Annotated in this window: 25 protein-coding genes; 10 read left to right on the plus strand and 15 right to left on the minus strand. The window is 45.9% G+C overall.

The window, feature by feature from the left end; genetic code table 11:
• Positions 1–173 precede the first annotated feature (173 nt).
• Both ACP2WE_RS01550 and ACP2WE_RS01555 read right to left on the minus strand, forming a co-directional pair.
• A complete protein-coding gene (locus tag ACP2WE_RS01550) occupies positions 174–1493 on the minus strand; it encodes a sensor histidine kinase (protein WP_425213837.1) in 1320 nt (439 codons plus the stop codon).
• Positions 1494–1610: 117 nt separating this feature from the next.
• Positions 1611–2183, minus strand: coding sequence for an aspartyl/asparaginyl beta-hydroxylase domain-containing protein (locus ACP2WE_RS01555; protein ID WP_425213838.1), 573 nt, complete (start codon positions 2181–2183; stop codon positions 1611–1613).
• A 281-nt stretch (positions 2184–2464) separates the two neighbouring features.
• Between ACP2WE_RS01555 and ACP2WE_RS01560 the strand changes: the two genes are divergently transcribed.
• Entirely contained in the window at positions 2465–2878 is a 414-nt protein-coding gene (locus ACP2WE_RS01560; RefSeq protein ID WP_425213839.1) for a rubredoxin, read from the plus strand.
• A 102-nt stretch (positions 2879–2980) separates the two neighbouring features.
• Positions 2981–3997 (plus strand): photosynthesis system II assembly factor Ycf48, encoded by a 1017-nt coding sequence (locus ACP2WE_RS01565; protein ID WP_425213840.1) that lies wholly within the window; start codon positions 2981–2983, stop codon positions 3995–3997.
• Between the two features lie 26 nt (positions 3998–4023).
• Here ACP2WE_RS01565 and ACP2WE_RS01570 read toward each other — a convergent pair whose 3' ends face one another.
• The 6 genes from ACP2WE_RS01570 to ilvN form a co-directional block, all read right to left on the minus strand.
• Positions 4024–4533: a hypothetical protein gene (locus ACP2WE_RS01570; RefSeq protein ID WP_425213841.1), complete on the minus strand. Its 510-nt coding sequence runs from the start codon at positions 4531–4533 to the stop codon at positions 4024–4026.
• A gap of 129 nt (positions 4534–4662) precedes the next feature.
• A complete protein-coding gene (locus ACP2WE_RS01575) occupies positions 4663–6246 on the minus strand; it encodes an Hsp70 family protein (RefSeq protein ID WP_425213842.1) in 1584 nt (527 codons plus the stop codon).
• Positions 6243–6857 (minus strand): IS1/IS1595 family N-terminal zinc-binding domain-containing protein, encoded by a 615-nt coding sequence (locus ACP2WE_RS01580; protein ID WP_425213843.1) that lies wholly within the window; start codon positions 6855–6857, stop codon positions 6243–6245. The genes ACP2WE_RS01575 and ACP2WE_RS01580 overlap by 4 nt, the downstream gene beginning before the upstream one ends.
• A 371-nt stretch (positions 6858–7228) precedes the next feature.
• Positions 7229–8233 (minus strand): hypothetical protein, encoded by a 1005-nt coding sequence (locus tag ACP2WE_RS01585; protein WP_425213844.1) that lies wholly within the window; start codon positions 8231–8233, stop codon positions 7229–7231.
• 11 nt (positions 8234–8244) lie between these two features.
• Positions 8245–8694 carry an ABA4-like family protein gene (locus tag ACP2WE_RS01590; RefSeq protein WP_425213845.1) on the minus strand — a complete coding sequence of 150 codons (450 nt, stop codon included), beginning with the start codon at positions 8692–8694 and terminating at the stop codon, positions 8245–8247.
• 102 nt (positions 8695–8796) lie between these two features.
• Positions 8797–9303, minus strand: a complete 507-nt coding sequence (gene ilvN, locus ACP2WE_RS01595; protein WP_425213846.1) for an acetolactate synthase small subunit — start codon at positions 9301–9303, stop codon at positions 8797–8799.
• 109 nt (positions 9304–9412) lie between these two features.
• On the opposite strand from ilvN, the gene ACP2WE_RS01600 reads away from it, so the two are divergent.
• Positions 9413–9940, plus strand: coding sequence for a pentapeptide repeat-containing protein (locus ACP2WE_RS01600; protein WP_425213847.1), 528 nt, complete (start codon positions 9413–9415; stop codon positions 9938–9940).
• A gap of 38 nt (positions 9941–9978) precedes the next feature.
• Here ACP2WE_RS01600 and ACP2WE_RS01605 read toward each other — a convergent pair whose 3' ends face one another.
• A complete protein-coding gene (locus tag ACP2WE_RS01605) occupies positions 9979–11880 on the minus strand; it encodes a PP2C family protein-serine/threonine phosphatase (protein WP_425213894.1) in 1902 nt (633 codons plus the stop codon).
• A gap of 381 nt (positions 11881–12261) precedes the next feature.
• Here ACP2WE_RS01605 and ACP2WE_RS01610 point away from each other — a divergent pair, with 381 nt between their 5' ends.
• The gene (locus ACP2WE_RS01610) at positions 12262–12927 is read left to right on the plus strand and encodes a DUF4033 domain-containing protein (protein WP_425213848.1); all 666 of its coding nucleotides are present in this window, start codon (positions 12262–12264) and stop codon (positions 12925–12927) included.
• Positions 12928–12953: 26 nt separating this feature from the next.
• Here ACP2WE_RS01610 and ACP2WE_RS01615 read toward each other — a convergent pair whose 3' ends face one another.
• On the minus strand, positions 12954–14750 hold the full coding sequence (locus ACP2WE_RS01615; RefSeq protein WP_425213849.1) for a phosphodiester glycosidase family protein: 1797 nt from the start codon (positions 14748–14750) through the stop codon (positions 12954–12956).
• A gap of 207 nt (positions 14751–14957) precedes the next feature.
• Here ACP2WE_RS01615 and mazE point away from each other — a divergent pair, with 207 nt between their 5' ends.
• The 5 genes from mazE to ACP2WE_RS01640 all read left to right on the plus strand — a co-directional run bounded on the left by mazE (position 14958) and on the right by ACP2WE_RS01640 (position 16944).
• A complete protein-coding gene (mazE, locus tag ACP2WE_RS01620) occupies positions 14958–15182 on the plus strand; it encodes a type II toxin-antitoxin system MazE family antitoxin (RefSeq protein ID WP_425213850.1) in 225 nt (74 codons plus the stop codon).
• Positions 15175–15549 (plus strand): type II toxin-antitoxin system PemK/MazF family toxin, encoded by a 375-nt coding sequence (locus ACP2WE_RS01625; RefSeq protein WP_425213851.1) that lies wholly within the window; start codon positions 15175–15177, stop codon positions 15547–15549. The genes mazE and ACP2WE_RS01625 overlap by 8 nt, the downstream gene beginning before the upstream one ends.
• Positions 15550–15611: 62 nt before the next feature.
• On the plus strand, positions 15612–15923 hold the full coding sequence (locus tag ACP2WE_RS01630) for a DUF433 domain-containing protein (protein WP_425213852.1): 312 nt from the start codon (positions 15612–15614) through the stop codon (positions 15921–15923).
• Positions 15924–16274 carry a DUF5615 family PIN-like protein gene (locus ACP2WE_RS01635; protein WP_425213853.1) on the plus strand — a complete coding sequence of 117 codons (351 nt, stop codon included), beginning with the start codon at positions 15924–15926 and terminating at the stop codon, positions 16272–16274.
• A 151-nt stretch (positions 16275–16425) separates the two neighbouring features.
• Entirely contained in the window at positions 16426–16944 is a 519-nt protein-coding gene (locus ACP2WE_RS01640) for a hypothetical protein (protein ID WP_425213854.1), read from the plus strand.
• A 165-nt stretch (positions 16945–17109) separates the two neighbouring features.
• On the opposite strand, the gene ACP2WE_RS01645 is transcribed toward ACP2WE_RS01640, so the two are convergent.
• From ACP2WE_RS01645 to ACP2WE_RS01655, 3 genes are all read right to left on the minus strand, one after another.
• Complete coding sequence (locus ACP2WE_RS01645; protein ID WP_425213855.1) at positions 17110–17832, minus strand: Uma2 family endonuclease; 723 nt, start codon at positions 17830–17832, stop codon at positions 17110–17112.
• Between the two features lie 118 nt (positions 17833–17950).
• The gene (bioB, locus tag ACP2WE_RS01650; protein WP_330483058.1) at positions 17951–18898 is read right to left on the minus strand and encodes a biotin synthase BioB; all 948 of its coding nucleotides are present in this window, start codon (positions 18896–18898) and stop codon (positions 17951–17953) included.
• A gap of 106 nt (positions 18899–19004) precedes the next feature.
• On the minus strand, positions 19005–19241 hold the full coding sequence (locus tag ACP2WE_RS01655; protein ID WP_330483059.1) for a NifU family protein: 237 nt from the start codon (positions 19239–19241) through the stop codon (positions 19005–19007).
• A 144-nt stretch (positions 19242–19385) separates the two neighbouring features.
• Here ACP2WE_RS01655 and ACP2WE_RS01660 point away from each other — a divergent pair, with 144 nt between their 5' ends.
• Entirely contained in the window at positions 19386–20015 is a 630-nt protein-coding gene (locus tag ACP2WE_RS01660) for a glutathione S-transferase (RefSeq protein ID WP_425213856.1), read from the plus strand.
• 362 nt (positions 20016–20377) lie between these two features.
• On the opposite strand, the gene ACP2WE_RS01665 is transcribed toward ACP2WE_RS01660, so the two are convergent.
• Positions 20378–21988, minus strand: a complete 1611-nt coding sequence (locus tag ACP2WE_RS01665; protein ID WP_425213857.1) for a transglutaminase domain-containing protein — start codon at positions 21986–21988, stop codon at positions 20378–20380.
• 176 nt (positions 21989–22164) lie between these two features.
• Positions 22165–23772, minus strand: coding sequence for a hypothetical protein (locus ACP2WE_RS01670; RefSeq protein ID WP_425213858.1), 1608 nt, complete (start codon positions 23770–23772; stop codon positions 22165–22167).
• Position 23773: the final 1 nt, after the last annotated feature.

Genomic DNA, 23773 nt, shown 5'->3' on the forward strand with positions numbered 1-23773 from the left:
ATGATGAAATAACAGGGAGAGCGAAACTATGCTCTTACCTCAAAATAAATAGCACTATCGGTAGGAATCTCTTGTTAACCTAGAAAATTAGTAAAAAACAGTTTTAAACTTGTTTTTTCGCCCCTTAGACAATTTACAATCGTTCCGTACAAACACTGTGTAATTAAAGATACTTATTTCAGTAAAGAATTTTCCGAATTGAACTGAAGGTAAAAACAAGTACCGCGATCGGGTTCGCTCTCTGCCCATATCTTGCCTTGATGGCGGGTGATAATGCGATGGACTAAAGCCAATCCGATTCCAGTTCCTTCAAACACTTGCTCGGAATGCAACCGTTGAAATGCGCCAAATAATCGATCTGCATATTGCATCTCAAAGCCTACGCCATTGTCACGAATGAAAACTGTATCGTCGGGCAGCATCCCAATCTCGATTTTTGCGTGAAGGCGATCGCGACTAAATTTCACGGCATTATCGATCAGATTGCAAAAGACTTGCTGCAACAAAACCCGATCGCCTTGAATCGTTGGCAGATCGCCAATCGTAAATTCAACGTTCTGCAAAGATTCAGTATTCGGAATCTCTAGGAGTGCGATCGCGCGATCGACCAGTTGCCGCAAATCTACAGTACTGAAATGGATGGGATGTCGGCTCCATTGGGATAGCATTAATAAGCTATCGATCAACTCACCCATTTTTTCGCTGCTTTTTTGAATGACATCCAAGTAATGCGCAACTTTAGGTTCTTCGATCGCCGCACTGTCTTCTAGTTTTTTTCTGAGCGCTGTAATAAACCCTTGAATATGTCGTAAAGGAGCGCTTAGATCGTGGGAAACCGAATAGGAAAAAGCATCAAGTTCTCGATTTACCGCCTCTAGTTCGGCTGTACGCAGTGCCACGCGCTGCTCTAGTTCGCGATTGAGTTGACGCACTGTGCGTTCGGCCTGTTTGAGTTCGGTAATGTCATGGGCGATCGCCAAGACAATTTCCACAGAACCATTCTCGGCAAATTCTGGTGCAACCCGTACTTGATAAGATCGCATGCCCTGCGGTGAGGGAAAATCAAACGCAATGGTTGCTTGTTCTCCTGTTTGAAATACTTTCTGGAGCGCACCTTCCAAAATGATACAAAGGTACTGGGGTATTTCCAGTTCGGAATAGCGCTTCCCGATAAACTTTTCAGGCGGCAGCCCCGTGGCAAGCTCGATCGCCGCATTGATGTAAATGTGACGTAACTGGAGATCGAAACGAGCAATGACATCTGGCGCATTTTCTACTAACGCACTTAATGCCTGACTATTTTTATATAGCCAATCTTTAGCCCATTGCAGTTCAGTCTCAAGGCGTTGAGATTCTAAGTTGGATTCTTTTAGTTGGCGAATGCGGTTTTGAACGCGTCGGTGGAGAATAACAGCCCAAATCGCGAATAGGCTACTAGAGACGAGGAATGTCCCTGCGATCGCAGGGACGTAAGCTACAAATGAGGCATTCATTCCGTACTTGAGCTTTCTGTGATTTTTCTGTGATTTTACAGAGAAAAAACTGGGGATTGCAATACTCTAGGATTCTAACTTGAATAAGAAAGCTTTTATCGTCTAAATCCGCAAAAACTAGCGTAAAGAGAATTTTTGTTTGAGATTTTGCCAAAAACCACCACTTTGCGCCTCATTTTTATCATTCTGGGGCTTTTGTTGCTCAACCAAGGGATATTTAAAATCTAGCAAAAGTACAATTCGGGTGCGATCGCCGCGATTCCAAGCTTCATGCTCGGTGGTGTCGTCAAACACCAAACATTTGCCCTCTGTCCAGTGCTCGGTCCGATCGCCAACCCTCAACGCACATCCATCACAGCCGATCAGCCCCAAATGGCAACGCAAGACGCCATCAGGATAGCCCGTGTGCGGTGCAATATGCGTACCAGGTACTAAAGAAGAAAATCCCGCTGTCACCATGCCTGGAATCGCCTCAACCAATTTGGTTGTCTCAGGGCATAAAGCGCAGTTTTTGCCCAGTTTCATGCCAAACGCATAGAGTCCGAAAACGTCCCAGCCTTTACCATAAAGGTGTTTTTCAGGCCATTCGATAAAATCACACTGGTTGACCTGCTCTAGCTCTTGTCTGATCGTTTGCCAATTGGCTTCTAGGGCGGACACAAATTCAAAGTCGGCTGGATTATGAAACACGGGTAATGTAGATGCTTATATTCAAAATTGAGAACGAATTTATTACCGAAAAAAACGAAACAATTGAGATTTCGGACTAAGAGAACTATACAGCCATATAGTTATAGTGAACTCATGGTTCCTATCCATGAAGACATACTAGTTCTACAAATTGGAATCAGCGAAGTAGTCACAGCAGAATTATTCTAAGTCCACTTGACACACCCAATCGACAAAAGATCGCGAAAAAGTGTAATAATTTTTAACAGAATAGCCGATCGAAAACGAATGTTGACAAAGTTATGGATTCTCAAATAACCAGTTCAGAGGCAGACTCAGAGCTAAATCTAGCAGATCGCGCTGCTAACACAGAAACTACAGCACCTGTTACACCCCCAGCGATCGAGCCCTCTCACCTTTATGAGTGTAGTTCTTGTGGCTATGTTTACGAACCTGCATCAGGCGATCAAAAACGTGGGATTTCTGGGGGTACTCCCTTTGAGCAGTTACCTGATGACTGGCGATGCCCTGTCTGTACGGCGCGCAAAAACAAATTTTCCGATATTGGCTTACCCAATAAGCCATCAGGGTTTAGCGAAAACCTTGGCTATGGGTTTGGGGTTAACGTGATGACACCAGGGCAAAAGAATTTGTTGATTTTTGGCGCTTTAGCCTTAGCTTTCATTTTCTTTATGAGTTTGTATGCACTGGATTAATCATTTCCATTAAAAGCCCAATTCAAAAATTTTCATAGCTTGTCGATCGCTTTTGATAGCTTAGTAAAGGTCTGTTTTTTAGTTATTTTTAGGAATTTCTTGGTGAACAAAAAGATAAAGCGCGTATTTGCATTCCTACTTGCGTGCGTAGTACTGTTTTGCGTGAGTGTAACTGCAACTGTAAGTACAGGCGTAGAGGCAGTAGCCGCATCTGAGTTAGGTACATGGCAGCAAGTAGAACTGCCCACTAAATCAACCCTGCTCGATATGACCTTTAGCAATACCGATCCCAACCATGGTTGGCTCGTTGGTACAGATGCCACCTTGCTAGAGACGCACGATGCAGGAAAAACATGGCAGCCCCAAAAATTAGATTTAGGTGACAATGCCTTTCGATTTGTGTCGGTTAGCTTTACAGGGAATGAAGGTTGGATTGCGGGAAAACCAGCATTGCTCTTGCATACAGAAGATGGCGGTCAGTCGTGGTCGCGCATTGGGTTGAGTTCCAAGCTACCCGGTGAGCCCACCTTGGTAAAAGCCCTAGCACCTCAATCAGCAGAAATGGCTACAGACATCGGTGCAATCTATCGCACTGAGGATAGCGGACAAAACTGGAAAGCTCTGGTAACTCAGGCAGTGGGGGCAGTGCGGAACCTCTATCGCAATGATGACGGTAGATATATTGCAGTTTCTGCCAAAGGCAACTTTTACTCGACTTGGTCGCCTGGCGAACAGGCTTGGACGCAGCATAACCGTAATAGCTCTCGACGAGTTCAAAATATGGGCTATGCCCCCGACGGACGCACATGGATGCTAAATCGGGGAGGGGTGATGCAGTTTAGCGAGGTTGGTACGCTAGAAAAGTGGCAAAAGGCATTAGCACCTAAAGCCGCAAATGGTCTAGGGTTACTCGATTTGGTCTACCAAGATGAGGAAAATATTTGGGTAACTGGTGGTAGTTCCAGATTGCTGCACAGCCAAGACCAAGGAAAGACATGGCAGAGAGATGAATCTACCAAAAACATTGGTGCTAACTTTTATCGCATTTACTTCTTTGGACGCGATCGCGGGTTTATCTTGGGGCAAGACGGCACACTACTAGCCTATTCTCAGCCTTAATCAATTCTTGATGAATCTTTGATGAATTACCGAGGATTGGCAGAGTAACTATTGAGAATTTCTCTGCCTCTTCGGGTTAAGGTTTCAGAACCTTCGAGCATGAGTAGGTATTGACCTTGACGCAAGCAATTGCGACAGGCGATCGAAGTACTGCTCTTAAAAAAGAGTCCGTAAATACTGCCTACAAGAATTCCGAGTAAACCACCGACGATCCCTGATGCGATCGCCACCGCTACCAAAGACTGAAACCAATTGAGTTCGGGGATATGGATATTGATCGCCAGTTGAATGCCAATGCCAATAAAAGCGGTTGCAGCCGCTAGGATAATCATGCCAAATTTGGCATATCGCCAAGCCATACGTTTAGGTTCGATCAAGCCAACGCTGTCGGGGCTACTATAGCCTTTGCCGACAAGGGCGAGATTTTCGGGCGAGATTCCATGACTTTGTAAAAAACGATAAGCCTCAAATGCTGCTGTTTCATTGGGTAGAACAACAATCATTAACCGAGAATTTCTGGCGCGAGTTGAGGTCACAGGGAATGCCTAATTTTGACTTTTAGTAAGAAACTAGGAGTTACGAAACTAGTCTCTTTAAATTCTACAAAACTTATCGAAGAAAAATCGCTAGTGTTTAGTATTGTTTAGGATTTGATTATCTTCTGTTTATTCGAGCTTTGCGATCGCCACGCGATCGACCAGTACTTTTTCCGTCAATAGATCTTTGACCGTCGCCAGCAAAACTCGCTGTTCGTTTACCTCAAATACTACGCTGATTCTATCCATACCCGTTTGTCCTGGCGGATCGAGGTGAGCGACGCAGATGTCTGTTTGGGCTTGCCCCTTTGATTTTGCTAGATCGGCAAGCGATCGGAAATCTGATTGTTTGTGAATCAGGCTACTCGTCATCCTACCCTTGGCATCATAGGTAACTTCAGCTTGGGTCGTGTCGGCAACCTCCCCAATATCGAGGCGAATCTCCCGTTGCCCCTCGGTTGCTACCTGTAGGGTTAAGGGTTCCAGTCGTTGACAGGGATATTTTGTCCCTTTCTCGAACAAAGTAAAAAACGAATATTGCCGCATATAGGGTTCCCACAGCCGAATGGCGTAGCCATGCCGCAGATAGTCATCCACGGTGACCACTTGCCCCAGCAGCAAAGCTCCATGCGCTACTGCCTCAAAGGTTTTGTCTAACTTGACCTTGGTTCGCCCAAAATAAGAAACTACCAACTGTTGTACCGCAGGTAACAGACAACTTCCGCCCACCAAAAGCACCTGTTCGATCGCTGCCTTGTTTAGCCCTTTATTTAGAGCGATCGCCAAAACCTCATCGATCGCCTGTCGCAGTTGTTCGAGAAGCTGATGCGATTCTAAAATTTCCGTTAGCTGGTCTCGATGGAGGCTGAGTTCGTAGGAAATAAAGTTTTCATCATCAAACCAACTCTCCTTCGCTTCATCCACTTGGGAAAGCTGAACCTTAATCCGTTCGGCAAGTTCCAATAGATTGAGCCAGCCGATTTCGCCAATCGTGTTTCGGGATTCTCCACGCGATCGCAACCAATATTCAGCAATCCAAGTATCCACATCAATACCACCAATGAAGGCATCGGACTTCGCCAGCACCTCAGCCTTGATCGTGGGCTTTAAGGAATTCGGAGCGACCGTGCGAACTAGGCTGATATCGAGCGTGCCGCCGCCAAAATCAATCACCAAGACGACTGCCCCTATTTTCTGCACGGCATAACCCAATGCCGCCGCCGTAGACTCATCGACAATTTTTATGGGCGGAAGGATAAGCCGCTTTGCCAAGTCCCGAAACCAATCGACATAGGACTCAAACGCACCCACTGGCACTGTGAAAATCAGTTGTGTCGGCTGAATTCTTTGCAGCGCTAGCTGTTGCCAAAGAGAGGTGATAAAGATATCGGCGATCGCTTCGGCATCGTAGGGCACACCGTCAATTAAACGCGAAGGTGGGCGGAAGTCCGCTGCCATATCCCGTTTAAAGGCTTGAAAAAATCTGTGGGGTTGGGCAAATCCTAACCGTTGCGATCGCACCTGTTCGCCAAAAACATAGGAATCTGGACTTTGCACAAATACGAGACTCGGCACGACATACACCTGTCCTTGGGGCGACTCAAAGCAGCGCGATATCTGGGGAAACCGCACGGTTCTGGGGGTATTCGTGACGGGATCGAAGGTGGCGATTGCCGTATTACTCGTTCCAAAATCAATGGCAACAACGGTCATGACGATGCACCTGTCGCGATCGCAGGTAAGGTACGGCTGACTTTGGCGGGAACTAGAATCTGTTCGACCACATCACCACTCACATCTGGAACTTGATAGCCAACAAATCGAATATACACGGGTTCTCCAGGGGTCAGATCGGGGCGATCGCCCTGATGGTATTGGGGATTAAAAGGAACCTGTTGCCAAGGTTCGCCAATCGGAATATATCCCCAGTTTTGCATGAGATTATCGAGAGGAGTAAACAAGGCGACGAGATTTTGGGCGGGTAGGTTGGGGTTGCTGCGAATCATTTGCTGCACGCTGCGATATTGCGTTAACAAAGACTGCAACAGCCGAAAAGTATTTTGCTGATGGTCGCGTTGGAGGCGATCGCTTTGCGCTTCTAATTCTTGCCTAAGTCTAAGACACTCTTGGGTAAGTGCTGCGATCTGATCTGGATCTGCTGTTTCTTTGGGAACTGCTTTTGGGGCGGGTTTAGAATTTTTCTGGGATTTCTTTAGGGGGGATTTGATAAAACGATAGCCGCAAGTTTTACAGCGATAGCGCTGTCGATCGCGATACCACCCATTTTTAATAATCTCTGTAGCCGCGCAATTAGGACATTTCATCGTTGGGATATTGCGATCGCTGGTTAATCTGTAAAGAACCCATTTAACATTTTAGTCAAGCTGCCGCCAAGCGCTTCAGCATGAGCCAGAGCTTTGTCAAAGTTCTGGACTAGGCAGTGTCCAATGGAGTAATGGTCATTTCAGCGATTTCCTAAGGTGTTTAACACTGGGGCTTCTGGATTTTAGGTCATTTAACCACTAACTTTGTACCCCCTAGGACGGTTACATAAATTTGCGAGCAATATTCAAGAGCATTGAATCGCTCCAAACTGATATATCTGTGTCTCAACTATGCTCTCGGAATAGGTTTCCAAACTGTCGAATTAAGACTACAGAATATCTCCGAAATTTGAATAAGCGATATAGCAAGCCTAATTCAACCATCCAAAAGTTGCGCGTGAGGGTTCGTGACTGCGCAGAAACATTTCACAGTCGCGAATTGGGTAGATCATCTTATCCCAACGCGAATCAGGTAGCGATAAAGGACGGCGTTCTGTCAAAATCCAGCGGCTAATTTCGTCTACCTCGGCGATCGCCGATAGTGCCGCTTCTACACGAATCAAGCCAAAGTGCATATCTTCATTCGTACCCTCTCTAAGCCGCAAATACCAACTGCAAACTGGGTTTCTACTGGGAGGCTTAAAGACAGAACTGCGTTCGCCAAACTTAAGATTGAGAATCACTTCTTGATCGGGAAATCTGAAATATTGCGTGTTGTGACTCTTGATCAAACCCACAACACGGGGATGTTCGGAGGCAAGCCTAGATATAGAAATTGAGCCATCCATCACCAACCAACCAGGCAGATCGGCTTGAATCCAAGCTTCAGCCAGATCGGTCTCATTTTTTTCGCGCATGTCGGAGATCGTGTTTCTCGCTGCCTCACGCAATGCCATCGGTTGCATATCTTCGTCTTCTTCTGAGGCTTCATCCTTAGCTGAGGAATTTACCTCCTTGGGCTTAGTGTCCGTAACAGGTAACTCTTGCGATCGCAACTGCGTTAATTCCGCAGAATCGAAATAGCAAAATGGCACATACAGAGATTCATAGGTATGGTGTTCCCATTTTGCGAGCAACGCTTCATGACGCTGGCGAATCACTGCGGCTGTATAGCCATAGTAAACAGGCACATAGTCTTGGTAATACAACAACCAACTGCGTTGAATGCCATCGAGAAAGTAGGCAAATTGATTCTCAGGAATCGTACATTCGCCCACGATCATCGCCCGCATCGGAGTTTCTAGCAGCTTTGCTGAAGATAGACGCGGCTCTTTATCACCAAAGCCCAACTGTTCGTCATACCCAGGCGATCGCACCAATTGCCTCGGTGCATTTGTACTGCGAATGTATTTTTGAAGCTTAGGTAGTAAAGACATGCGATTCCCATTTACGATTCGCTGACAACAGGATCTGCTTTTTTAAAGAATTTTTGACTGATGGCATCCGTAAGGATGTGAGAGAGCAAACCAATGGGGCCTGCAAACAAACAAAATAAAATCGAATGGGCTGTCCAAACCCCTGTACGTTGTCCTTCTAGATAGACCCAGCGACCGACAAACAAGTCCATGACTAAAAAGTGCGTCCAACCTGTAGCCGCAGCCCGAGGATCGGCAAAAAAGCCAGCAATCTGGGCGAGATTTGGGTTTGCTAAGGCTTGAGCGCTATCTAGCGTAATTGCCCCAACCAGAAAATAAATGTATAACCCCACTAGGGCAACAAAAGGCAAAAAGGAAGCAGCGATTTGCTGGGTTACTTTCCATTTTGGCAAGAAAATCATCAAAAACCAGAAAGGCAATACAAAGAGATTGCTCAAGTCAAACAGCTTATCGATTGTCATTAGTTATCCGTTATCCGTATCTACAGTTAATTGGATGTTTTTTGTTGATGCTTTACGTAACTGCGAAGAACATTATTAATCATCGATTGATAACCCTTTCCTTTACGAAGCCTTGAGATACTCCGTATTCACACCAGATTCTCTGGTCAGAGATATTTTACCCGTGCGGGCAATTTCCCTGATACCAAACTTTTGCAGCATTTTGACGATCGCCACCATCTTGCCTGGATCGCCTACCACCTCAATTGTCAGAGAATCATCAGAAACATCCACCACGCGCGCGCGGAAAATTTGAGCGATTTCAATCACCTCAGAGCGATTGCCTGGGTTAGCATTGACTTTAATCAGCATCAGTTCGCGTTCTACGCAGGGAATTTCGGTCAGATCTCTTACGGTGATCACGTTGATCAGTTTATTTAGCTGTTTGGTCAGTTGCTCGATCACGCGATCGTCCCCAGGTACTACCATCGTGATGCGAGAGCAACCATTTTGTTCGGCACTACCCACAGCAAGGCTTTCGATATTAAAACCACGACGGGCAAATAAACTGGCAATACGGGTAAGAACTCCTGCCTCATCCTCAACGACAACTGAGAGCGTATGTTTCATGGCGCGATCGAATAAATTAGTAAAAATAAATCAGCGATCTCTAATCTTAATGAATTAAATTGCCTAATTTTTAGCAACTTAATTAATAACCTATTAATTCTTTCAAATTATGATGTTTAAGTCGGGCGCGATCGCCACAAGCAACTATTTATTTGTGAATTTCTGGACGAAATCTATGATCGAAGCAAAATTTTGGTGGGTGGCAGCGATTGTGTTAGGCATGCAGACGGCGATCGCTGCCCCAGTGTTTGCCGATCAAGTCGATCGGCTCCTGTCAACCCGATCTTGCCCTGAGTGCAATCTCAGTAACGCCAACTTTGACAGTGCCGCACTTAACGGTGCCAACCTCAGCCAAGCCAATCTCAGAAGCGCTAACTTCAGTAATGCCAACTTGATCGGAGGAAACCTAACAGGCGCAAATCTGTTTCAAGCAAACTTGTACAACGCTAATCTTAGAGGCGCTAACTTCACCAACGCAGATTTGAGTGATGTCGATCTGACCAAGGCAGATTTGACCAATGCTAGATTGACAGATGCCGTAACCAAGGGGACTAATCTCCGCAATGCCAAACTCTGCCGCACGATCATGCCAGATAATTCGATTAACAATCAAAACTGCCGCACGCAGGGATATTAGCAGACATTTTGAGGTACCGATCGTGACAGTTATTTCTACTATTTCTGCTTCATAACGACGAGTGTAATATCGTCATAAACTCTTTGTTCGCCAATATGCGATCGCACGTCTTTAATCACTGCCTGACGAATTTCAGCGGATGTCTTCTCAATATTTTGGCTGATGACTTCACACAATCGATCTAGCCCATACTGCTCTTGCCTGATGTTATCGGCTTCCGTAATACCATCCGTGTAGAGTACGACTACATCCCCTAAGTTGAGTTGTACGTGAGCGCGATCGATAAAATCTGTGATATCTGCCTCAAGTCCAATGGGAAAGCCTAAATCGATCGTGTCCAATCTTTCCACAGTTCCATTGGCACGCACAACAATCATTTCTTCATGTTGTCCGCTCAGAGTGAGTTTGCCATCATGATAGTCCAGCAGCGCCAGAGATAGGTTTTTGTCAGAATTCATGCGTTGAACGTTGTCGTAGATCGTGCGATTGAGCGTATTGAGAAATTTTACAGGATCGGTTTCATTGTGAATCAATAGCGTTCGTACTGCTGTTTGCACCATAATCATGATCGCACTGCTTTCTAGCCCATGCCCCGTGACATCCCCAATTCCAATTTTGACGCGATCGCCAACCATCAAAACATCGTAGTAGTCTCCACCGACTTCAGTGGCTGGTTCCATAAATCCAGCAATATCTAAATTTTTGATTTTTTTAAGTTCCTCTTCTCTAGGCAAGAGCATCTGTTGCAATTCATGGCTAATTCCCAACTCCGAACTCATGCGAAGGTTGTCAACCCTGAGCCTTTCGTTGAGGAGATTGATTTCTAGACTGGCAGATACCAGAGCTGTGGCAATTCGATTAAAAGATTCAACCACCTGTCCTAATTCATCTTGAGTATCTAGCGTAATATTTTGGATTTCTTCATCAGCAGCGCCACTGGTCATGCGTTTGGCGACAACATCAAGATCTTGTACGGTCTTCATGACAGCCAGATAAAACGCGATAAACAGATAGACAACTATCAATAGGGTAATGAGCACAAAAATGGAGCCGAATAGCTGCCTTTGTCGAAATCCATCGATCCGTCGTTGCAAGAGAAAATCTAATTCATCAACGATTTGATCCCAGAGCGCAAAGCTTTGGTCGAAGTTTGTCTTTACTAAAACAGATGTGGAAGCAAATAGCTGGGTATTGGGCTCGGTTAATTCATCTAATACATCTGAAAGCTGTTGCGAGTTGTCAAGGAAAAGTTTTAGAGGTCTCGATAATTTAGCACGAAGATTACTGGCAGGATTATTCGTAAAGGCGGTATTGAGATTTCTGGATAGGTCGCTGGCTTGTTCTTTCAACAGTCCAGACAATTCGATCAGTCGCCCTCTTTCCTCTGACGTGATTTGCCTGCGATCGCCAATTTTTAGACTCATCAGTTTAACTTCTGCTAAAGCTCTCTGCATGGCTGGAAGTTTGAGCAAACTGCTATCCATGAGGTAGTAGGTATCTAGATCGGGATCGAGGATCAAATTGGATGTGTCACCCACATGAGCCCTTAATTTGTCGATACGATCGCTGAGTTGGCGATATACTTCCCGATCTTTTGGGTTATCTTGGCGATGCAGATTTTGCCATGATTGCTCGAGGAGCTTGAATTTTTCGGTGGATCGCAATTTTTCGTCTAGGTTGCGATCGCGATTCGCCAAGTCTTGAAGCAAGCGATCGTCTATCGGGTCAGAGCTGCGAATCTGACTGACGGGCTGATTAGAGAGTGCGTACTGCCACAGTTTGTTAAGAGGGCGGAGATATTGACTGCCATAGAGTTCCTTTTGGGCAAAATCGATCCGACTGTTAATTTCTGAGAGCAAAAGATACATCGCCAAGGTCAGCGGCATCGCAAACACGAGGCTGATCAGCGCAAATTTCTGCGGATATTTCAGGCGATTCATCAAGGCGATCGCAGGCCGAAACAGTGGTAAGTTCAAGTCTGACCCTAGATAAACTTCTAGTATCCTAGAATATCTTGTTGCAAGGCCACGAGATCGGATCGACAATCAAAACTGCCGCACGGAGGAAGACTAGCGCTAGGCATCTTGAGAACTTACTATTAGAGTGACATTGAGACCACTCTGGGTCCATTTTGAGAAAGCAACTTCAAACTTATCTAGAAAGGAGTGCTGACTGTAGCGATCGCCTTGGCAACCAGAGAATATGGCGATCGTCCATGCTCGTTTGCGTATACTCCCTACTTTAATCCAGAATTTTAGATCTAGAAATTCGGTTAAGATCGTTATGGCGTGAATCTTGGTAGTCTGAATTTGAGGAAAGCTATGCAGCCTAAAGCCGTACAAACTGTTGTCAAAGATGAATACAACGACAACTCGATCGATCGCCTATTTATCTGGCTGTTTTCTCGCAAGATGTCTCAGGCACTAGGTTCGGGAACCAAAATCAGTGGCTACGGTGGCTTTGTCGATCTGTCAAAACAAATTATGCAGGGACGCAATGCCCAAGAGCAGCAAATCATTGTGGCGAAAGTACTGCAATCTTTAGTGCCAGCCCCAGCGCTTTGGGCGATTCGCACGTTTGTTTCTCCCACGCGACTCGTATGCGTTCTCAATGCGTGGTTTGCCTCAAAATTGTTTGAGTGGTTAGTGGGGCCTTGTGAGGTCACTGAAGCTGAGGTAAGTTTGGCGGATGGGACAGTGCGATCGCAGCCCTCGGCAGTTTATATTAAAAAATGCCGCTACCTCGCAGACAGTGGCTGTGTTGGGATGTGTGTGAATATGTGTAAAGTACCTACCCAAACATTTTTTACCGAACAGTTTGGTATTCCTGTCACCATGACACCCAATTTTGAGGATCTGAGTTGCAAAATGATTTTCGGACAAAAATCCCCCGATCCCGAAGTAGACCCTGCATTTAACCAACCCTGCTTAGAGCAGCATTGTCCGACCGCAAGACTGACGTCATCCGTTTGTCCTAGGCTCAATTGAGAGAGGACTATAGATTTCAGTTAGCGCTAGAACTGATCGGACTTAGAATCGGGCGTGAGGAAAATACCGATCGCATTGTGAATGGGAGCAACTGCATTAATATCGCGATCGATAATGCTGCCACCCAAAAAGAGAGAAGAGGAACTTCCGCCATCGAGATTGAGCGCATCAACTGCTCCGAGTTTCTTTAAGATGTCAGCCGTTTGTAGCAGACTAGGCAGAATCCCTTCGGGGGTGGCATGAATCGTTGCCAAAATCAATTTTCCATCTTCTTTGGTTGTGGCGATCGCACTTCTGGTCGCGCCTTGCGTATCAAAGGGAGGACGGAACTGCTCTAGCATTGCATCTAAGACCACCTTTCCATTTTTTAGTAACAAGGGCCCCGCACCGACGATATTCGCGAATGTATTAAATGTCGAGGGTTTCGTTACCGATCGCCCTTTAATCTGGACTCCGGGTAACAACTGCGACACCAACTCTGGGGATTGTCTCACCACAAGTACATAGCCATTGGTGGGAATGGGAACCTGTCCCTGACCTACCGCACCACCTTGATATTGAGAAACTACGCGATCGCCCTGAACCGTTACCAAAACCTCATTCTCGGTGAGCGGCGTATAGGCTGCTCCCCAAGGGGATGTATATCGAGCCACACCGCGCTGCACATAGCCACTATTGAGATTGGTGAGCGTAATTTTTCGATCGTTGGAAGTTGTGATTTCCTCTACGAACGACAAGCGATCCATAAATACTTCGCCCTTGTCATTCCATGCGATCGCGCCCCTCGTCAGTACTGCCCCTGCCACCCAGCGATTTCCCTCGCGAATTAGACCGACGGGAAGACGGCGATCGCGGTTAAAAAAGCCACCATTAATCGCTGCGGTTGCCTGCCATTGATCGGCGATCGTTCGTAAGGAACTAGTGCCCAACATGCCATTGGGATTGCTCCAGATCGGACGCATTCCCACCCCACGATGCTTTAGATCGACGAGGAGGTATACCACTGAAAAGCGCAGGGTTTTGGGGTCTTTCTCTGTCTTAGCATTGGGATTTGGCAGTGCCACGATGCGCTCAATGCGACGCAGTCCCTCAGCCCAGAGAATATTGCTCCCAGTGGGAACATAGCCTCGTTTGAAATCTACAAGGATTCGAGGAGGATCTGCTAGGGTTTCGATATGAGGCTGAAGTGTCTCTGTGGTTTGAATGCGGAGGATGGTTTGCTTGCTCTGACTTTGAACATCCACAGCGCTAATCAGATTTCCTTTTTCGGCATTCACACCGGGTTTAATGCTTGGTGCTAGTTCCGCAGCCAAAATCAGACTCGTGACATTACCCTGTTGTTGAATTTGCCAAGGGGTACGGTTGCTCAGGTCAATCACAATGCGATCGCCTCCCTCTGGTTTGCTGCGTCGAATCGCCTGTACTGCCACGTCAGGTGTGAAGATTTGTAGAGTATTCCCAGAAATTTCTGTACGCCACTGCGGCGCGATCGCTTTGATGTCTAAAAACCGATGCTGAACGGGGCGATCGAACGTGACTCGACTATAAAAAGGACTAGAGAACCATCGAATGCGCTGCTGTCCGACGCGATCGGAGTCCATCAGTTCTACACCCAAGGCACTGCCAACCCACTCCTCTTGCAGGTATAAACTTTGCTGACCATCACTTTCTACCCGTCTGATCCAACGTCCAGTCCAAGGCTGACCGTTGAGTTGTACGACATTTCCCTGCTCTGGTAATGCCAAGCTGGGGGCAGCATCTGCAATCAAGCAAATTGAACAAACACTGGCTGCAATGATGGTTGTTAGCGTCCGATGAGACATACATTTACGAATTTGGACAAACAGCTAGCTCATAAGCTTGTGAGCGTACCAGTAAGCATGTTACAGGTCAAGCACAGCAAATACAACGGGCAGAAAAATCGTTAGCCAATCTCCAATATCTTATTGACAAGTAAATATTGACAAGTAAAGTAAGATTAACTAGTATGACAATATAATCCTACTCGACTGTCGCAGGCAGCTTAGAGCATGAGTAAGAAAGTCAGCATTACTTTGGACGACGAAGTTTTAGATTTTGTAGATCGGCTAGCGAGCAATCGTAGCAGTTTTATTAATGATATTCTCTTGCAAGAGAAGGAGAGGATTTTCTTGAAGGAACTAGAAGATGCATACAAAGAGCAGGCAAATGATGCCGCGTTTCAAGAAGAAATTTCTGTTTGGGATGTTACTGTGGAAGATGGTTTAAATGCCTAACGGAACGTTAACCTATAAACGAGGCGAGATCTGGTGGGTCGATCTGAAACCCGTTGTTGGTAATGAGGTGGATAAAGAGCGTCCTTGTTTGATTTTGCAAAATGACATCGGTAATCAAAATGGAGCGACGACAATAGTTGCTCCTTTATTGCCAGGAATGAAGACCTATCCGTTTGTTGTTAATATTACCCCGACCTCGCAAAATGGACTGAATGGCGATCGCCACATCAATTTAAGTCAAATTAGAGCTGTTGATGCCAAAAGAATCAAGAATAAACAGGGTGTTTTAGAAGATATTTATTGGGCAGAAATTGAGAAAGCCGTAAGTATTGAACTCGGTTTCAGTTCGGCGTTTAAGCCTACATAGCCTTACTAATAAAGACTATACTGTAAAGACATGGCAACTTAGCTAAGTGAAAATAGAACAGTATGTTAGCCCTGAGTTATCCACACATTGAAAAAGATGGTTATCAGCCTGCACGATTGCAACGCCTGCCGCGCATTAGAATTGCTCAGATTGTAATGGACTATCTTACCTATGGTTGGTCGGTTGAGGAGATGTGTCGTCAGCACCTTTACTTAACACCAGCCGAAGCTCATGCTGCAATGGGCTACTATTTTGACCATCAAGAAGAAATTGACCAAGAAATCAAGCTGGAATGGCAGCAAGCACAAGAAACTATGACTCAAGCAGCCAAGTCACCTTTCTACATTCGCATGAGAGCTAAAGGAATTCTGTAAATGGCTATTGCTTTATACATGGATGTTCATGTTCCCCAAGCAATTACCGAGCAGTTGCGGCGCCGAGGCATCGATGTATTGACGGCATTTGAGGACGGAACTCAAGAACTTCCTGACGATCGCCTTTTAGTACGAGTGACTGAGCTTCAACGCGTCCTCTTTACCCAAGATATTCGCTTTAGAGTTTTAGCCGAGACATGGCAGATAGAAGGGAAACAGTTTTCAGGATTGATCTTTGGGCATCAACTTGGAGGCACGATTGGTGAATTTGTGAAAGACTTAGAATTGATTGCCAAGGCTTCTGAACCTGCCGAGTGGGTAAATGCAATCGAGTATATTCCATTCAAGTAAGAGGCAAAACATTTAACAAATCGTTATCTGGGTATTGCCCTCACATGCTTGTTTTATTCATAAAGTTTCAGTATGATTTCATTATTGGGAAGTTTACCAAAAAAGTTTCACTAAAAGCTAATTCAGTGTGGTGTTAAGGGCTGGAAAATGCATGAGTAAACCTAAACCGTTCAATTGGCTTCAAGAACCTACCCAACCGCCAACAGTGGGTGACTGGGTTTTCCTAGCTACGTTGAACGAGAATTTGCTTGATAAGGAACACAACCTCACTAACCATCGCATGGCTTGGATGATGAGCACTCAAGCCTTTCTCTTCAGTACTTTTTGCATTATCCTTATTAACAGCCCAAAAGAGCAGAGAACAGCAGCTATGCTTCTAAATCTGATACCTGGCTTTGCACTTGTGATTGCGGTCACTGCAATCATTGGGATCTTTGCTGCTCAGTCGGTCATAGATGTTCTTGAAAAAGAACGCAGTATTTACCACAAAATCTTAAAATTTCTGTTCGATCATTCAGACATGCCAGACATTGGCTATGAACGGAGTGGTGGGTTATCATGGACACGCTTCGGCGGAGTGTGGCCACCACGAATAATTTCTATAGGAATTGCGATTCTTTGGCTGCTGGTGCTTCTGGGGCGATTCGGTTTGATTGATCGTGGTTTATAACAGTTGCTATGGAAATGATAGTAAATCCCAATATCGATACTGGGATTTACTGTTGTCAGCAATTTTCCACTACTAAAAGATAGAATTTGCCTAAAAAGCAAAGTGCCCGATCGCTGATGCTGAGTCGATGCCAACCTGCCGATCGCCGCACGATCGCTTGAGTATTTATTCAGAAAGATCGCCGAAGCGATCGCGATATTTTTTTAGCAAGGCTTCAGCCATTGCCGCACGTTCTCGCGCAGTGGGATATCTATTTCCTTGGCGATCGTACCAATAGAGCCACTCACGTTCCCAACCATCGATATCGCCAAGAGCGCAACCAATACCAAGTTCCATTTCTGGCAACCATACCATTTCTCCCCCTTCAGGTAAAAGCGAGATTGATGGCATCAGTTCGTACTTTCCATCAACCAACTTATATACTTCCAAAGACTGGTGGTTTTTATAAAGCCCTCGTCTTCCACTGAGTGGATTGTAGATAACGTAATAGAGAATTCCTAGATTTTGATACTCTTCTAACTTGCGATCGTACTCACCGTTATATTGCTTAGAGATCACCTCAAGCACGAGAACTGGGAGAACTTTTTCCTCCCAAACCACGTAGCTCAAGCGACCACCCTCGCCACTATATCTAGGAACCCCTAATGCTAAAAAACCATCGGGAACAACTGCTTTAGACTCCTCTGATTTGTCAAAATTGGGTTCGTAATAAACGCACATATCTACACCCCAAAACCAATCAGAGCGCTCTGCCCAAATTTCTCTCAATAAGTTCAGCAAGAGATTTGGAATATCGTTTTGGAGTTCGTTATCCACAGGGGTTTCGTCAGAGTCAGGCAATTCCTCAGCAGTTGGTAAATGGCGGTATTCTGAAGATACAGTAAACATGGCTTTGGCATTTTTACGTTAGCCTTATTCTGTCATAGTTTTTTGTTTCTTTGCAGCATGAAGTCACCCACTAACTCTTGAGAGAAGTGAGTCCAAATCATTTTGGGTAGCTTGAAATTTAACGCTGTGGGACTGTTTCCCATGCTGCGATCCCTAATTGGGCAAACATGGAGGCATCATCATCAATACTGGGATTTACCGTCGTCAGCAATTTTTCACTGCTAAAAATAGAATTTGCCCCTGCCATAAAACAGAGCGCTTGATCGGTTACGCTGAGGCGATGCCGACCTGCGGATAGACGCACGATCGCTTTAGGCATGAGAATCCGAGCAGTGGCGATCGTGCGCACGAGTACGATCGGCTCGACGATCGCAGCATCACTCAAAGGTGTGCCCTCCACGGGAGAAAGGGCATTGATCGGCACAGATTCGGGTTGGGGGTTGAGGTTTGCCAAGGTATGTAGCAGTTCGATCCGATCTTGTTCGCTTTCGCCCAAGCCAACAATGCCACCGCAACAGACTTGAATGCCCTCGGCAGCAACTGCTTCGATCGTCTTTAAGCGATCGCTATAGGTACGGGTCGTAATAATCTCAGGATAAAAATTTGCCGAGGTGTCGAGATTGTGGTTATAGGCAGTCAACCCCGCTTCAGCCAAACGCTTGGCTTGATCTGGGCGCAACATCCCCAAGGTGACGCAAGCCTCCATGCCTAGGTCGGCGACGGCGCTCACCATTTCTAAGACGCGATCGAACTCTTGCCCATCTGGGACTTGTCGCCATGCCGCCCCCATACAAAATCGCGTCGAGCCATTTTCTTTTGCCGTTTTTGCCTGCTCGATCACGGTTTCGAGGGGTAGCAGGGGGTAATTCTCGATCTCGGTGTCGTATCGCGCACTCTGCGGACAATATTTACAATCCTCGGGGCAGCGACCAGATTTGATATTCGAGAGCGTACATAGCTGTACGGCATCGGTTTGGTGGTGCTGTCTGTGAATCGTTTGGGCATCAAACACCAGCGAGACCAGCGGTTGGCGATAAATCTGTTGAACCTGTTCTAGAGAGACCAAGATTATTTCCTGAAATAAAAAATACTACGAACGCAAAAAAGGGCGCATTGAGTGCGCCCCAAATTTTAGCAAAAACTGGTGGCAAAATTTTTAGGAAAAACTAGCCTTAATAAACCTGCTCGACTTCACCAATGTCGGGGATCGACTCTCTGAGTTTGCGTTCGATCCCCATTCTGAGGGTCATGGCAGAACTAGGGCAAGTGCCACAAGCACCTTGTAGTCTTAATCTCACCACTGGCCCTTCTACCTCAACCAGCTCGACATTACCACCGTCAGCCAATAGGTAAGGGCGTAACTCGTCTAAAACATTTTCAATATTTTCCGATGTTAGTTCTAAAGCCATATTGCACCTCTTGTATGATTTTCTACATCTATGCTAATCCAAAAAAACGCGAATCGTGAATCCCCCCTCTGCTTTCGTCACATTCTCTTGACAAGGGGATGCTGTACAAGGGGAGGCTGGGTAGGGTGCGATCGCTAACCTATTATGAGTCTCCCCATCCTTTATTCTTTTCGACGTTGTCCCTATGCCATACGGGCACGAATGGCATTGCGATATGCAGCGATCGAGTACGAGTTGCGGGAAGTTTCCCTAAAAAATAAGCCCGCAGAAATGCTGACGATTTCCCCAAAAGGCACAACCCCAGTCCTACAACTAACCGATGGTCGTGTTTTAGAAGAGAGCCTCGATATTATGGAATGGGCAGTGGAACAAAACGATCCCGATCGCTGGAATCACCTATTGGAAATATCGCGGTTGCTCGGCAAAAAGCTGATTGCGATCAACGATCTGGAATTCAAACAGGCACTGGATCGCTACAAATATGCCAACCGTTTCCCCGAAGCAACGCAGGAAACCTATAGAAACCAAGTAGAAACCTATCTACCGACCTTAGAGAATTTACTGCGGCAGCATACCTTTTTGCTCGGCGATCGCATTTCCCTTGTCGATATTGCGATCTTTCCATTTATCAGACAGTTTGCCCAAGTCGATCTGGAATGGTTTCAATCGACATCCTATAATCATTTGCAGCAATGGCTGCGCGGGCACGAGCATAGTATGTTATTTCAAGCGGTCATGCAAAAGGTTCCAGTATGGATTCCTAATTCTCTATGAATGAAAAAGACTCAAAGCCACCCGCACCACAGTCTAGATCGGCGCGTTAACCGTTGATGGCTTTATGTTGCCTGATGGTGATTACAGGATGAGCCAAGCACAAGCATCGGGGGAAATACCATATTGCCCCCGATGCGGTTGTACCTTGGAAATCTGCACAAGATGCACTGACGTCATTTGAAATAATTACTTGCAAAAACCGCAAGGTATTGAGTAAGCAAGCTGGATAGACGAAGCGTTCAAAGCACGCACTGGTGGATTGTTGTATAGGGTTTTTAGAAACCCCGTACAAGGTACGCAGTGCGGGGTAGTTCATCTACTTCTGCTGTGCCTCAGACTAATCTTGACATGAACAAAACGCATTACAGTTCTCGTAGGATTTTGAATCGCACGTGATTGAGCGCGAGTTCTCCGATGGAGAAGGGCTGCGGACGAATGGTTTCAAAGGTAATACCCTTGCCGATTTCGACGTGATACCAAGGTAAGCCCATAAACCAGCGGGTAGGATAGGGACGTTCGCCTGTATCATCGGGATTGGATTCCATTGGGAACCAACCAAAGCCAGGAATATAAAACTCAATCCAGACGTGATTGTAGTACTGGTGGTGGATGACATTTTGCTGATCGGCGTAGGGAGGGCATTTATATCGACCCACAGTACGACAGGCAATGCCATTCAATCTTGCCAGTGCCAAGAGCAATCCCACATACTCCCCACAAGAACCCGTACCGCGCTCTAAAACCACATCAGGGCTGTCAATATAGGGTTGCATGCGATAGGAGAGCTTGTCATAGACATATTCTCGAATCTTGAGCATTTGCCGAATGATATTTGTCTCTCCAGCCACGGCTTCTCTAGCTGCAACTTTAATCGCAGGGATATCCATTCCTAACCCATCATCATCGATCAGATAAAGGCTCTGCATTTCTGAAGATAGTGGTGGCAGGCTTTCTACTTCCTCTGGTTTGAGTTCGTATTTAATCCCGTGTAACTCTAGGGTAGCTTTCCAACCAAATAATTTCGCTTCTTCGGCTTTGAGATCGCCAATTTTAAAGACAGCGATGCGTTGCCCATCTTTAACTTCTTCTTCAAAGGGCATTCCCATGGGCACGACAGAGAGCAACTTTTGACGATCGGTATCATCGGGTAAAGCGATGCGCCAAGTCAGATCGAAGACATCCTGAGGCTCATCCGCCGAAGCTTCCTCAAGGTAGACCATCTCGACCAAATAGCCATTAGAAAGCGTGTGGTGAGCCTTACTGGCTACTTGAGTAATTTGTAGTTGGTGAATAAACGTGCGATCGCGTACTTGTACCGACAAAGGATCTGGATCGTTGGGATTATCGCGAATGTAAAACTCATCATTGGTGTAGACAACATAGAGATCGTTCCCACAAAAGCCGATACCAGATGGGTTGGCAAAGGGTGTGAGGGCGCGGAACTTAATCTCACCTGTTTTGGCATCTAGACAGTAAACGGTTTCTTCATTGCGATCGCTGACCCACAATTCATCATTGCGCAGGGTGAGCGACTCTACCCCACTCCCAGGAGTGGGAATGGTTCGCAGCAAGCTTCGGGTCGTACGTCCTACAACAAAAATCTTTTCGGCAGAGCGCGAACTGATGTAAACGCCTCCTTCGGATACTGCGATTCCTTCGATGGGCTGGGGCAGTTCCATAAAGGGTTGAAGGTCGAAATCGACCATGTTGCAGTAGTAAATTGTGTTGCCCCGCACTACCCAGAGAATCCCTGCATTGATCGCAAAGCCTGTGGCATCCCGAAAGTCCAGAGCTGTGTAAGCATTTAAAACGGTAGCACTTTCTGTATAGGGATCGATTTTGAGCAAATGTCCCTGATAGGAATCGAGGGCGATCGCATAGGGTTTGCCATCTGGGGCTTCAACCTGCCACACCAAACCATAAAGGGTATATGCCCCAGCAGGATAAATTGTTCTCGGTAAAGCAGATACCATGTATGTTCCTCTTCCTGATGGGATTGAATGGAAGTCAACAGCCGAAATATAACATTAAACTTCAGTTGACAGTTATCAGTTGACAGTTGATAGTTGTCAGTTATCACCTGTCGGTTTCAGTGGCAATCCCTAAAATATCGATAACCAATAACCTTTTACCGATAACCAAGTACCAATTAACCATCAATCTTTGCTGCTCTCTGTAGCTTGCTACTCAGTTGCCAGCTTAAAAAGCTAATCACAAAGATTTGTCCTAAAAATCCTAGCGTTTTATCTAGTAGCGACGCAAAGGGAATTACTGCCCAGGGGAACCCCAAAAACTGCCATAGGGCTGGGGCGTTTACAGGGGTAATCCTTAAAATTGAGAGAATGATGGGGGGTAGAGAGAATAAAGCGATCGATGTTCCTGCTGCCCAGATCTCAGGTCGGCGCGTTTTGCTCAGTAAAATAAGCTGGATTAGCAGGGCATAGATCAGAATGATGCAAATTTGCGACGCCAAAATGAAGATCGCTCGGTTGTAATCTGGTGATATTGCTGCTGTCCAAGTGGTAAATATCCAAATCAGGACGATCGCATGGGTAATCAGGATGTTGATGGCGATCGCTACAGGCGCGGGACTTTTTTCTGCCCAAACCAAATCGCGCAATACATAGCCCCATGAGTTGCCTTGTTGCGAGGGGGGATTCATCGCAGGATCTGCATCGTTTCTGGATGCCATTTTTGTTAAAGCGCTATAACGTACCCAATCGAGTAAGGACTGCCGATTGGGCGACAGGGTAGAAATGATTCCAAAAAAGAAAACTAGATGAAAAACATATAGAAAAATTAATTCGAGATCGTAGTTTTCTTGATAAAAGCGATCGATGGGGGGACGGACAAAAAAGCCCACCACAAATAATTCCACATATGCCGAAAGCACGTAGCTTTGTTTCTTACTCAAAACCGTAGCATTAGGGTTATGAAACCGCCGTTCTAGCAGCTGCCAGAGGCCTAGGGTAACGAAAAATAAGTTGAGTAAGACAAAAGTATGACCCATTACAGAATTGCGGGCGATCGGTAAATAAAACCATGGTAAATCTTGGGCTGTGATTTTACTTCCCACCAAAATAAAACCAAACGAACTCCATATCGTATTTACATTCCACAAGAAAAATATGGGTGTGACCACAGTGAAAGTCAAAAAAGCATAGAGAATCGCATTGATCGATTGCTCCCCAATATTTAAGCGGGAGTTACTTAAAAAAGCGACAAGAATTGCCCCACTAAACAAACATGCCCCCGTAGCAATAAGAATGAGGTAGTAACTCAGCATAAAGTCCCATGAGACTCCTCCCCCTGCAGCCGTAATCAAATGCAGAGGTACGATCAGCAAAATACTGATGTAGGGCAAGATGGGTACGCCTAATACCTTACCAATTAGGATACTCATACTCGATCGCGGGCTGAGTCGAATAAAATTGAGCGTTCCCTTACGCTCCTCTTGGCTGAGATCGGCAATCAGGCTATATACGCCCGATAGAAATAGCACATAGGGAATGCCCCAAGTAATAAACCGAAACTGATATAACCACCATGTTTGCCAGTCGCGAATCCAGCAATACCTAGAGGCGGTACAGATGTCATTAGGTTGTTGTTGGCTAAAAAATAGGACTAGCAAGAACTGCACGAGTATTGATGCACCGATTGCTACGGCTAGAGTACGCGGCTTCAGTCTGCCCCTAAACTCTCGTAATAGTTGTGGATTCCAGTTACCGACTCGATCTAGCCAAGTGATTGCTGTCATG

This window comes from Tumidithrix helvetica PCC 7403 (assembly GCF_965232925.1).
Lineage (GTDB): Bacteria > Cyanobacteriota > Cyanobacteriia > Pseudanabaenales > Pseudanabaenaceae > Tumidithrix > Tumidithrix helvetica.

Coding starts and splice junctions, on each gene's coding strand:
- ACP2WE_RS01630 (WP_425213852.1), top strand. CDS start 15,612: ATGTTAGCCCTGAGTTATCCACACATTGAAAAAGATGGTTATCAGCCT.
- ACP2WE_RS01575 (WP_425213842.1), bottom strand. CDS start 6,246: ATGACCGTTGTTGCCATTGATTTTGGAACGAGTAATACGGCAATCGCC.
- ACP2WE_RS01600 (WP_425213847.1), top strand. CDS start 9,413: ATGATGTTTAAGTCGGGCGCGATCGCCACAAGCAACTATTTATTTGTG.
- ACP2WE_RS01615 (WP_425213849.1), bottom strand. CDS start 14,750: ATGTCTCATCGGACGCTAACAACCATCATTGCAGCCAGTGTTTGTTCA.
- ACP2WE_RS01585 (WP_425213844.1), bottom strand. CDS start 8,233: ATGTCTTTACTACCTAAGCTTCAAAAATACATTCGCAGTACAAATGCA.
- ACP2WE_RS01665 (WP_425213857.1), bottom strand. CDS start 21,988: ATGGTATCTGCTTTACCGAGAACAATTTATCCTGCTGGGGCATATACC.
- ilvN (WP_425213846.1), bottom strand. CDS start 9,303: ATGAAACATACGCTCTCAGTTGTCGTTGAGGATGAGGCAGGAGTTCTT.
- ACP2WE_RS01640 (WP_425213854.1), top strand. CDS start 16,426: ATGAGTAAACCTAAACCGTTCAATTGGCTTCAAGAACCTACCCAACCG.
- ACP2WE_RS01635 (WP_425213853.1), top strand. CDS start 15,924: ATGGCTATTGCTTTATACATGGATGTTCATGTTCCCCAAGCAATTACC.
- ACP2WE_RS01660 (WP_425213856.1), top strand. CDS start 19,386: ATGAGTCTCCCCATCCTTTATTCTTTTCGACGTTGTCCCTATGCCATA.
- ACP2WE_RS01625 (WP_425213851.1), top strand. CDS start 15,175: ATGCCTAACGGAACGTTAACCTATAAACGAGGCGAGATCTGGTGGGTC.
- ACP2WE_RS01670 (WP_425213858.1), bottom strand. CDS start 23,772: ATGACAGCAATCACTTGGCTAGATCGAGTCGGTAACTGGAATCCACAA.
- ACP2WE_RS01655 (WP_330483059.1), bottom strand. CDS start 19,241: ATGGCTTTAGAACTAACATCGGAAAATATTGAAAATGTTTTAGACGAG.
- ACP2WE_RS01550 (WP_425213837.1), bottom strand. CDS start 1,493: ATGAATGCCTCATTTGTAGCTTACGTCCCTGCGATCGCAGGGACATTC.
- ACP2WE_RS01610 (WP_425213848.1), top strand. CDS start 12,262: ATGCAGCCTAAAGCCGTACAAACTGTTGTCAAAGATGAATACAACGAC.
- ACP2WE_RS01580 (WP_425213843.1), bottom strand. CDS start 6,857: ATGAAATGTCCTAATTGCGCGGCTACAGAGATTATTAAAAATGGGTGG.
- ACP2WE_RS01590 (WP_425213845.1), bottom strand. CDS start 8,694: ATGACAATCGATAAGCTGTTTGACTTGAGCAATCTCTTTGTATTGCCT.
- ACP2WE_RS01605 (WP_425213894.1), bottom strand. CDS start 11,880: ATGAATCGCCTGAAATATCCGCAGAAATTTGCGCTGATCAGCCTCGTG.
- mazE (WP_425213850.1), top strand. CDS start 14,958: ATGAGTAAGAAAGTCAGCATTACTTTGGACGACGAAGTTTTAGATTTT.
- ACP2WE_RS01645 (WP_425213855.1), bottom strand. CDS start 17,832: ATGTTTACTGTATCTTCAGAATACCGCCATTTACCAACTGCTGAGGAA.
- ACP2WE_RS01560 (WP_425213839.1), top strand. CDS start 2,465: ATGGATTCTCAAATAACCAGTTCAGAGGCAGACTCAGAGCTAAATCTA.